The organism is Intrasporangium sp., assembly GCF_040414665.1.
GTDB lineage: Bacteria > Actinomycetota > Actinomycetes > Actinomycetales > Dermatophilaceae > Intrasporangium.
In genome coordinates, this window is the sequence record NZ_JBEDUL010000152.1 from 60,293 (window position 1) to 67,572 (window position 7,280).

At 69.2% G+C, this 7,280-nt stretch carries 7 protein-coding genes; 6 read left to right on the forward strand and 1 reads right to left on the reverse strand.

Features of this window, described 5'->3' with window-relative positions:
* Positions 1-15: 15 nt before the first annotated feature.
* The 3 genes from ABF401_RS16420 (at position 16) to ilvD (ending at position 2,729) form a co-directional block, all read left to right on the forward strand.
* On the forward strand, positions 16-312 hold the full coding sequence (locus tag ABF401_RS16420; protein ID WP_353510648.1) for a MoaD/ThiS family protein: 297 nt from the start codon (positions 16-18) through the stop codon (positions 310-312).
* Positions 313-376: 64 nt separating this feature from the next.
* Positions 377-901, forward strand: a complete 525-nt coding sequence (locus tag ABF401_RS16425; protein WP_353510649.1) for a SixA phosphatase family protein — start codon at positions 377-379, stop codon at positions 899-901.
* A 127-nt stretch (positions 902-1,028) separates the two neighbouring features.
* On the forward strand, positions 1,029-2,729 hold the full coding sequence (gene ilvD / locus ABF401_RS16430) for a dihydroxy-acid dehydratase (RefSeq protein WP_353510650.1): 1,701 nt from the start codon (positions 1,029-1,031) through the stop codon (positions 2,727-2,729).
* Between the two features lie 122 nt (positions 2,730-2,851).
* Here the strand turns inward: ilvD and ABF401_RS16435 are convergent, their stop codons facing one another.
* Positions 2,852-3,799 carry a GNAT family N-acetyltransferase gene (locus ABF401_RS16435; RefSeq protein WP_353510651.1) on the reverse strand — a complete coding sequence of 316 codons (948 nt, stop codon included), beginning with the start codon at positions 3,797-3,799 and terminating at the stop codon, positions 2,852-2,854.
* A 384-nt stretch (positions 3,800-4,183) separates the two neighbouring features.
* Between ABF401_RS16435 and ABF401_RS16440 the strand changes: the two genes are divergently transcribed.
* The 3 genes from ABF401_RS16440 to ilvC all read left to right on the forward strand — a co-directional run.
* Positions 4,184-6,058 (forward strand): acetolactate synthase large subunit, encoded by a 1,875-nt coding sequence (locus ABF401_RS16440; protein WP_353510652.1) that lies wholly within the window; start codon positions 4,184-4,186, stop codon positions 6,056-6,058.
* Positions 6,055-6,567, forward strand: a complete 513-nt coding sequence (ilvN, locus tag ABF401_RS16445; protein ID WP_353510653.1) for an acetolactate synthase small subunit — start codon at positions 6,055-6,057, stop codon at positions 6,565-6,567. Before ABF401_RS16440 ends, ilvN begins: the two co-directional genes overlap by 4 nt.
* Before the next feature lie 104 nt (positions 6,568-6,671).
* Positions 6,672-7,280 (forward strand): ketol-acid reductoisomerase (ilvC, locus tag ABF401_RS16450; RefSeq protein WP_353510654.1); only part of this gene is annotated, 609 nt, incomplete at its 3' end.

The window sequence follows — 7,280 nt, forward strand, 5'->3', positions numbered from 1 at the left end:
GACCAGGCGATGCCGATGACGACCACCCCCGTGCGGGTCATCCTGCCGGGCCTGCTTCGCGACCTCGTCGGCGGCGTCGCTGAGATCGAGGTGGCCCCGGTGGAGGGCGGCCAGACCGTCGGCCAGCTGCTCGACCGCGCGTTCACCGAGTACCGGGTCCTCGACGGCAAGGTTCGCGATGAGCGGGGGCGGATCCGCCCCCACGTCAAGGTCTTCGTCAACGGCCAGGACGCCACGCGCGGCGAGGGGCTCGCCACCGTCGTGCCGGCTGGCGCGCGGGTGCACATCATCAACGCCGTGTCCGGAGGGTGACGCGACCTCGAGCGGGTTCGGGCTCGGGGCTGACAAGGCCGGAACCGCCGGGCATGCTCGGAACATGAGCAACGCAGCGCGAGAGAAGACCCTCATCCTCATGCGTCACTCGAAGGCCGAGCAGACTCCGGGCAAGGTGGACCATGACCGGGAGCTCACCGAACGGGGCCGCCGGGACGCGCATGCGGCCGGCACGTGGCTCAAGGAGCAGGGCCTCGTGCCGGACCTCGTCATCTGCTCGACGTCAGTCCGGACCCGGCAGACCTGGGACGCGGCGTGCAAGGGCGGCGCTCACACGGAGTTCGTCGAGTACCGCAAGAGCGTCTACATCGGCGGCGCCGAGGACACCCTCGAGACCATCCGGGAGGATGCCGGAGAGACGGCCTCCGTCCTCGTCATCGGGCACAACCCGACCATCGCCCAGCTGACCAGCCTGCTCAGCGAGGGAGATGGCTCGCGGCAGGCGCACGAGGCGCTTGCGGACGGCTTCGGGACGAGTGGCGTCGCGGTCCTGCGCTACCCGGGCGAGTGGGCCGACCTCGACGCGGGCAGCTGCCAGCTCCAGCGCTTCCACCTCAGCCGCGGCTGACTGCTCGACGCAAGGGGACGCCAGGACGGAGTGCTCGGACTGCCCCTCGGGCTGGGTGCGATGTCAGCGGCATACGGCAGGTGAGATGGCGTGTCCACCCAGCGGACACGGTCCTATGCTTCGGTCCATGACGCAAACGCCGGACATCAAGCCACGCAGCCGTGACGTCACCGACGGTCTCGAGAAGACCGCGGCGCGAGGGATGCTCCGGGCGGTGGGGCTGTCCGACGAGGACTTCGCCAAGCCGCAGATCGGTGTCGCGAGCTCGTGGAACGAGATCACGCCGTGCAACCTGTCCCTCGACCGGCTCGCGAAGGCCGTCAAGGACGGCGTGCACGCCGGCGGCGGCTACCCCCTCGAGTTCGGGACGATCTCGGTCTCAGACGGCATCTCCATGGGGCACGAGGGAATGCACTTCTCACTCGTCTCCCGGGAGATCATCGCCGACTCCGTCGAGACCGTCATGAACGCCGAGCGCCTCGACGGCTCGGTGCTGCTGGCCGGCTGCGACAAGTCGTTGCCGGGCATGCTCATGGCGGCGGCTCGGCTCGACCTCGCGTCAGTCTTCCTCTACGCGGGCACCATCCTGCCCGGCATCGCCAAGCTCTCGGACGGCACCGAGAAGGAGGTCACGATCATCGACGCCTTCGAGGCGGTCGGTGCCTGCGCCGCGGGCCTCATGCCACGCGAGGACGTCGACGCGATCGAGCGGGCGATCTGTCCCGGCGAGGGCGCCTGCGGCGGGTTCTACACGGCCAACACCATGGCGGCAGTCGCCGAGGCCATCGGGATGTCGATCCCGGGGTCCGCGGCGCCGCCCGCGACGGACCGGCGCCGGGACGCCTATGCCCGCAAGTCCGGCGAGGCGGTCGTCGGGCTGCTCCGACAGGGGATCACGGCGCGTCAGATCATGACGAAGGAGGCGTTCGAGAACGCGATCGCCGTCGTCATGGCGTTCGGCGGCTCGACCAACGCGGTGCTGCACCTGCTCGCCATCGCCCACGAGGCCGAGGTCGACCTGACGATCGGAGACTTCCAGCGGATCGGCAAGAAGGTGCCGCATCTGGCGGACGTCAAGCCGTTCGGCTCCTTCGTCATGAAGGACATCGACCACATCGGTGGCATCCCCGTCGTGATGAAGACGCTCCTCGAGGCGGGGCTGCTCCACGGCGACGCCCTGACGGTGACGGGGCGGACGGTCGCCGAGAACCTCGACGAGATCAAGCCGCCGCACATCGACGGGCGCGTCATCCGGGAGATGTCGCGGCCGATCCACAAGACGGGCGGTCTGACCATCCTCACCGGCTCGCTCGCTCCCGAAGGTGCCGTGGTGAAGTCGGCCGGGTTCGACGAGGACGTCTTCGAGGGCCGGGCGCGGGTCTTCGACGGCGAGCGCGGTGCGATGGACGCGGTCGAGCAGGGCACCCTCGAGAAGGGCGACGTCGTCGTCATCCGCTATGAGGGCCCCAAGGGCGGACCCGGCATGCGCGAGATGCTGGCGGTCACCGGTGCGATCAAGGGCGCGGGCCTCGGCAAGGACGTCCTCCTGCTGACCGACGGGCGGTTCTCCGGCGGGACGACGGGGCTGTGTGTCGGGCACGTCGCGCCGGAGGCGGTGGACGACGGACCGATCGCCTTCGTCCGGGACGGCGACCCCATCCGGCTCGATGTCGCGAACGGCACGCTCGACCTGCTCGTCGACGACGGTGAGGTTGCCCGCCGACGTGCGGAGGGGGTCGTTCACCCCGAGCCGAGGTACACCCGCGGCGTGCTCGCGAAGTACCGCAGGCTCGTCGGCAGCGCGAGCCGCGGCGCGGTCTGCGACTGACCGCCGCACAGGGCCCAAACCCCGCAACACGCCCGGCTCCTCGAAACGCACCAGTGCTGCAGCACTGGTGCGTTTCGAGGAGCCGGGCGTGTTGCGGTTGGAGGGGGTGGGGTGCGGTCAGGTCACGGCTGTTGAGACGTGTCGATGGCCCAGTGGCGCCAGGTGGAGGTGACCTCCATCCCGACCTTCTCGTAGAGGCTCAGGGCGCCGGTGCGGGAGTCGGTCGACAGCTCCGACCGCGGCGCTCCGTGGGCCCGCGCCTGCTCGAAGGAGTCGACCAGCAGCGCCCGGGCGAGGCCGCGGTGCCGCTGGTCGCGGCGCACCGCGAGCCGGCTGACGTAGCCGCACTCACCGGCCAGCTGGAGGATCGACGTACCGACAACCTGACCGGACGGGTCGATCATGAGCTTCAGGTGCCAGGGCTCGAAGCCGGGTCGGTGGACGATGAGGGCCGCGAAGTCCGCATAGGTCTCCCGCTCCCGTTCGGACCACTCGAGGAACGCGTCCTCGACGACCTCATGGGCCGTGCGGTAGTCGGCCTCGCCCTCGGCCGGCCGGATGGAGTAGCCCTCGGGGATCGGCTGCGGCTCGATCTGCTTGCCCTCGGGCATCGCCAGCACCCAGGACGTCCACAGGACCTCGTACCCGAGCTCGCGCATCAGGTGCTCGCCCGGGGAGCCGTCCGGTGTGGGCATTCCGACGAGCCCGGACCCGTCGCGCCTGCTCAGCCGCTGCGTCCAGTGGGCGAGGGCGGTTCCGATACCCCGGCCCCGATGGTCGGCGGCGACGGCCACGTCGGCATACCGGCCGCGGTAGACCTCGGCGTACCCGACGAGGCTCTCGTGTCCGTCCTCGTTGTCGAGGACACCGATGCTCTGGGTGGCGAGGTCGAAGCTCGGACGCTGCCAGTCGCTGATGATGTCGGCCTCCTCGATCGCGACCTCGCCGATCGTCTCGAGCTCCCCGGCAGCCATGAGCTCGAAGACGGCCTCGGCGTCGGCCACGGTGAGCGGCCTGACGGCGTAGTCCGTCAACCCGAGGTCATTGATGTCGAGCTGCGTGTCGCGCATGCGTTCCCTCCCGGTCATGGCGGTGATGCCTCGTGCAAGTCTCCAGACCCGCACGGCCCGGCAACAACTGACTTTCGCCAAGGACTCGGCATCGCCGTGTCGTGACGGAGCGCGACCGAACGCCGTCGACAGAGGGTGAGATCACATCACCACATGCTGAGACGGCCCGGGAGGCCGATTGACTTCACCGACGGTGCGTAGGACGGTGGACGCGTGGCCCGAATCCTCGTACTTCCCTAGCGCGCCGACCAGCAGCCCCGGTCAGCGCGCTCCCTTCCGTCCCACCAGGACTGAAGGGTTTTTTTGTGACTACCCACGGGCGGCTCGGCCTCCCGTGCACCCCCGACGGCCACTTCAGCAACGACGACCACAGCGGAGAGAACCGTGAGCGAAACCACGAAGCAGGCGCCCTCGCCTGCGGACGTGGCCCAACTGGCCCGCCCCAAGCCCAACGCCGACACCCCGAGCGCCCACTCCGTCGGCACCGCGCCGGTCGTCCCGGCCGTCGAGGTCACCGGTGCCCAGGCTCTCGTACTCGCGCTCGAGGCCGTCGGAGCGGACACGGTCTTCGGCATCCCGGGCGGCGCCATCCTCCCCGCCTACGACCCGATGCTCGACTCCAGCAAGGTCCGTCATGTCCTCGTTCGACACGAGCAGGGGGCCGGACACGCGGCCGAGGGCTACGCCTCCGCCACCGGCAAGGTCGGCGTCTGCATGGCGACCTCCGGGCCGGGCGCGACGAACCTCGTCACGCCGATCGCGGACGCCCACATGGACTCGGTTCCGATCGTTGCCATCACCGGTCAGGTCTCGAGTGCCGCGATCGGGACCGACGCCTTCCAAGAGGCAGACATCCGGGGCATCACGATGCCGATCACCAAGCACAACTACCTCGTGACCGACCCGTCCAAGATCGCCCAGGCGATCGCGGAGGCGTTCCACGTCGCGAGCACCGGACGACCCGGCCCGGTCCTCGTCGACATCAGCAAGGACGCGCTCCAGGCGACGACGACCTTCAGCTGGCCGCCGCAGATCGACCTGCCCGGCTACCGTCCGGTGACCCGCCCGCACAGCAAGCAGATCCGGGAGGCCTCGCGGCTCATCGCGGCCGCCAAACGGCCCGTGCTCTACGTCGGCGGCGGCATCGTCCGGGCCAGGGCCAGCGAGAAGCTGCGCGAGCTCGTCGAGCTGACCCAGATCCCGGTGACCACCACCCTGATGGCCCGGGGGGCCGTGCCCGACAGCAACCCACTCAACCTCGGCATGCCCGGTATGCACGGCACCGTCGCCGCCGTCACCAGCCTGCAGAAGTCCGACCTCATCATCACGCTCGGCGCCCGCTTCGACGACCGCGTCACCGGCCAGCTGTCGACGTTCGCCCCCGATGCCAAGGTGATCCACGCCGACATCGATCCCGCCGAGATCTCGAAGAACCGGGTGGCGGACGTCCCGATCGTCGGGGACGTCGGCGAGGTCATCGGTGACCTCATCGAGCAGATCCGCGCCGACCAGGCCAACGCCGGTCCGGACGCGGCCGGGTGGGACTTCGCCGAGTGGCGCGAGCAGGTGCGCGCCTGGAAGCAGACCTACCCCCTCGGCTGGACCGACACCGCCGACGGCACCCTGTCGCCGCAGTACGTGATCAAGCGGATCGGTGAGCTGACGGGGCCGGAAGGCACCTACGTCGCCGGGGTCGGGCAGCACCAGATGTGGGCGGCGCAGTTCGTCCAGTACGAACGCCCCAACGCCTGGCTCAACTCCGGTGGCCTCGGGACCATGGGCTACGCGGTCCCCGCGGCCATGGGCGCCAAGGCCGCCGAGCCGGAGCGGACGGTGTGGGCGATCGACGGCGACGGCTGCTTCCAGATGACCAACCAGGAGCTCGCGACCTGCGTCGTCAACAACATCCCGATCAAGGTCGCGATCATCAACAACAGCTCGCTCGGCATGGTGCGCCAGTGGCAGACGCTCTTCTACAACGAGCGCTACTCCAACACCGACCTGCAGCCGATGCAGCAGCGCGTCCCCGACTTCGTCAAGCTCGCCGACGCCTATGGCTGCCTGGGCCTGCGGGCCGAGACGCCCGACGAGGTCGACGCCGTCATCAAGCAGGCGCTCGAGACCAACGACCGACCCGTCGTCATCGACTTCGTGGTCCACCGCGACGCGATGGTGTGGCCGATGGTCCCCGCCGGCGTCAGCAACGACAAGATCCTGGCCGCCCGAGACGAGGCGCCCGTCTGGGAGCGTGAGGAATGAGCAAGCACACCCTGTCCGTCCTGGTCGAGAACAAGCCCGGCGTCCTGACCCGAGTCGCGGCCCTCTTCTCCCGTCGGGGCTTCAACATCGACTCGCTGGCGGTCGGTCCGACCGAGATCCAGGAGATCTCCCGCATGACGGTCGTCGTCGACGTCGAGGGCAGTGCCCTGGAGCAGGTGACGAAGCAGCTCAACAAGCTCATCGAGGTGCTCAAGGTCGTCGAGCTGGACCCGACGAACTCGGTCCAGCGCGAGATCCTGCTCGTCAAGGTCCGTGCGGACGCCACGACGCGCAGCCAGGTCATCGACACGATCCACCTCTTCAAGGCGCGGGTCGTCGACGTGACGACCGACGCCGTCGTCGTCGAGGCGACGGGCACGTCGGACAAGCTACGGGCGCTGCTCGACGTGCTCGAGCCCTTCGGTGTCAAGGAGCTCGTCCAGTCCGGCATGGTCGCCGTCGGCCGCGGCGGCCGGTCGATCACCGACCGAAGCCTGCGCAGCGCCTGAGAACCCGACTGCACGCCGACTGAGCTTGGAGCGCAAGCGAGCTCAGCGGCATACAGTCCAATGTCTTTCAACCACAGCACAACCGAACCAAAGGAGAGGCCACGATGGCCGAGATGTTCTACGACGACGACGCGGATCTGTCCGTCATCCAGGGCAGGAAGGTCGCGGTCATCGGCTATGGCAGCCAGGGCCACGCCCATGCCAACAATCTGCGCGACAGCGGCGTCAAGGATGTCGTCGTGGCGCTGCGGCCAGGCTCGCCCTCCGCACAGAAGGCCGAAAATGCCGGCTTCAAAGTGCTGACCAACAGCGAGGCGGCGAAATGGGCCGACATCGTCATGGTGCTGGCGCCGGACGAATTGCAGGCCGGGCTCTACAACAACGAGCTGAAGCCGAATATGCGCGAGGGCGCGGCGCTCGCCGTCGCGCATGGGCTCAGCATCCATTTCCGCCTGATCGAGCCGCGCCCCGACATGGATGTGTTCATGGTCGCGCCGAAGGGACCGGGGCACACGGTGCGCTCCGAATACCAGCGCGGCGCCGGCGTGCCGTGCCTGCTCGCCATCCACCGCGACGCCTCCGGCAACGCTCACGATCTGTGCCTGTCCTACGGTGCCGCGATCGGCGGCGGCCGCGCCGGCGTCATCGAGACGACATTCCGCGAGGAATGCGAGACCGACCTGTTCGGCGAGCAATCGGTGCTGTGCGGCGGC

Bases quoted from the DNA above. Each gene is read 5' to 3' on its own strand.
- ABF401_RS16420 (WP_353510648.1), top strand. From the start codon at position 16: ATGACGACCACCCCCGTGCGGGTCATCCTGCCGGGCCTGCTTCGCGAC.
- ABF401_RS16425 (WP_353510649.1), top strand. From the start codon at position 377: ATGAGCAACGCAGCGCGAGAGAAGACCCTCATCCTCATGCGTCACTCG.
- ilvD (WP_353510650.1), top strand. From the start codon at position 1,029: ATGACGCAAACGCCGGACATCAAGCCACGCAGCCGTGACGTCACCGAC.
- ABF401_RS16435 (WP_353510651.1), bottom strand. From the start codon at position 3,799: ATGCGCGACACGCAGCTCGACATCAATGACCTCGGGTTGACGGACTAC.
- ilvN (WP_353510653.1), top strand. From the start codon at position 6,055: ATGAGCAAGCACACCCTGTCCGTCCTGGTCGAGAACAAGCCCGGCGTC.